Genomic DNA, 2,516 nt, shown 5'->3' on the forward strand with positions numbered 1-2,516 from the left:
GGCCCTGCTGCCCGAGGACCTGGGCGAGCGCGCGATGCTGGGCGACGCGGGCGCCAACGCGCTCGGCGCAGCGCTGGGTGTGGCCCTCGCGGCCCGCTCGTCGCGTACCGGACTGGCGCTCAAGGCCGCCTTGTTGGTGGGCCTCACGGCGGCGAGCGAGAAGGTCAGCTTCACCAAGGTCATCGCCGCCAACCGGGCCCTGAACACCGTCGACCTGCTGGGCCGCCGGCCGGTACCGGCTCCCGCCCCGACACCCGAGCCGACGGCCACCGACGCCGAGGACGCCCCAGCCCCGGCATGAACACGAACGACAGCGCAGCCCAGAGCCCACGAAGGGAGACCCCACCGACCGAGGGCGTGGCCGGGTCGCACGGGGCACGGGGCGCCGGTGACGGTGTGTCCGGCGAGGGCGTGGCGAGGTCACGCGCGAATGACGCGGGTGGGGCGCGGGGCGCGGGGGATGCGCGGGGCGGGTCCGACGTGGTTGCTTCGTCGGCCGGGGTCGGGGCCGGGTCGGGTGTGGGTGAGCCCGGTTCGTCGGCCGTGGTCGGGGCGGGTACTGGGGAGCCCGGTTCGTCGTCCCAAGGCGGGGCGGGTGCTGGGGAGCCCGGCTCGTCGGCTGTGGGCGGGTCGGGTGTGGGTGAGCCCGGTTCGTCGGCCCAGGGTGGGGCCGGGGCGGGTGTGTGCGGCGGGAGTGGTGTGGCCGGCGGCCGTGCGCGTGGGGTGGAAGGCGTGGGCGTGGGGCGGGATGTCGGTGAGGCCGGGGTCGGGGGCTCTTCGCGGGTGCGTGGGCTCGGCCGGGGGCTCGCCGGTGCGGCCGTGCTCATGGGTGTGGTCACCGTGTTCGCTCGGCTGGCCGGGTTCGGTCGGCAGCTCGCGTTTTCCGGGACCGTGGGCGATACCGTGCTCGGCACCGCCTACAGCACGGTCAACTCCGTGCCCAACATCGTCTTCGAGGTCGTTGCCGGCGGCGCCCTCGCGAGCGTGGTCGTGCCCGTGCTGGCCGGCCCCGTCGCCAAGGGCGCGCGCGAGGACGCCGGGCGGATCGCGTCGGCACTGTTGACCTGGGTCGTCCTGGTGCTGACCCCGATCGTGCTGCTCGGCGCGCTGCTGGCCCGGCCGATCGCCGAACTCCTCCTGGCCGGCAAGGCGGACGGCCCCGGGGTCGCGTCCGTCGCGACGCGGATGCTGATCGTGTTCGTGCCGCAGGTGCTCCTGTACGGGATCGCCGTGGTCGCCGGCGGCATCCTCCAGGCGCATCACCGCTTCCTCGCCGGGACGCTCGCCCCGCTCGTGTCCAGCCTGGTCGTGGCCGGCACCTACCTGCTGTTCGCGGCCGTGTACGACGTCGACCTCGACAACCTCGCCGACCTGCCGCGCGGGGCCGAGCTGACCCTTTCGCTCGGCACCACCGCCGGCGTCCTCGCGCTCGCGCTGTGCACTCTGGCGCCGTTGCGCGCGACCGGCCTGCGGTTGCGTCCGACGCTGCGCTTTCCCGCCGGCGTCGCCCGCCGCGTCCGTACCCTCGCGCTCGCCGGCGTCGCGACGCTGATCGCCCAGCAGGCCGCGACGATCGCGGTGATCCTGCTCGCGAACGGCCGGGGCGCGCACGGCTCGCTCGTGGTGTACCAGACCACGTGGATGGTCTACCTGCTCCCGTACGCCGTCCTCGCCGTCCCGATCGCCACCGCCGCCTTCCCCCGCCTCAGCGCGCACGCGCACGACGGCGACCGCGACGCGTTCGCCGACGCGGTGGCGACCACGACCAGGACCGTACTGCTCGTCGGCGCCGCCGGCGCCGCGCTCGTGCTCGCCACCGCCGCGCCGCTGGGCAGGTTCTTCGCGCTGTTCATGACCGGCTCGACCGAACCCGCGCAAATGGCCCGGGCGCTCGCGGCGTTCGCGCCCGGCCTGATCGGCTACGCGCTGATCGCCCACCTCGGCCGCGCCCTCAACGCGTCCGGCCACGGCCGCGCCGCCGCCGGGTGCGTGGTCGCCGGATGGTGCGCGGTGGTCCTCGCCGACATCGCCCTCGCGTACGCGCTGCCCGCGCGCTGGACGGTCGCCGCGCTCGGTCTGGGCAACTCGATCGGGATGTCCCTCGCGGGCCTGCTCCTGGTCTTCGCGGTCGGCCGTACCGCCGGCCGGCGGGCCCTGGACCCGGCGAATCTGCTCCGGGTCACCGTCGGTGGAGTCCTCGGCGCGGCCGCCGGCGGAGGCGCCGGATTCGCGATCTCGCGGCCGTTCGACACCGGCGGCATCGTCTTCACGTTGATCATCGCGGCGGTTGCCGCCATCGTGGGCACCCTGGTCTTCGCGGGTGTCGCGTTCGCGACCGCCGGCGCACAGGCCCGAGCGGCGTTGCGCGTGCGGCGCGGGCCCGAATCGGAAGGGGAGCAGCGACGTGGACACGACGACTGAGTCGCCCGAGCGCACCGAGCCGGCCAGGCTGCGGGCGGTCCTGGCCCTGGCCACGTCCACCGGCGGGATCGGTGCGCACGTGCGCTCGTTGGCCG

At 75.5% G+C, this 2,516-nt stretch carries 1 protein-coding gene and 1 pseudogene; both read left to right on the forward strand.

What is annotated here, in order from left to right; genetic code table 11:
- A pseudogene (locus GT354_RS27575) lies at positions 1-301 on the forward strand (hypothetical protein); the annotation flags it as partial.
- Between the two features lie 437 nt (positions 302-738).
- Positions 739-2,421, forward strand: a complete 1,683-nt coding sequence (locus GT354_RS27580) for a lipid II flippase MurJ (protein WP_161359086.1) — start codon at positions 739-741, stop codon at positions 2,419-2,421.
- Positions 2,422-2,516 lie beyond the last annotated feature (95 nt).

Source organism: Streptomyces sp. SID3343, from assembly GCF_009865215.1.
GTDB lineage: Bacteria > Actinomycetota > Actinomycetes > Streptomycetales > Streptomycetaceae > Embleya.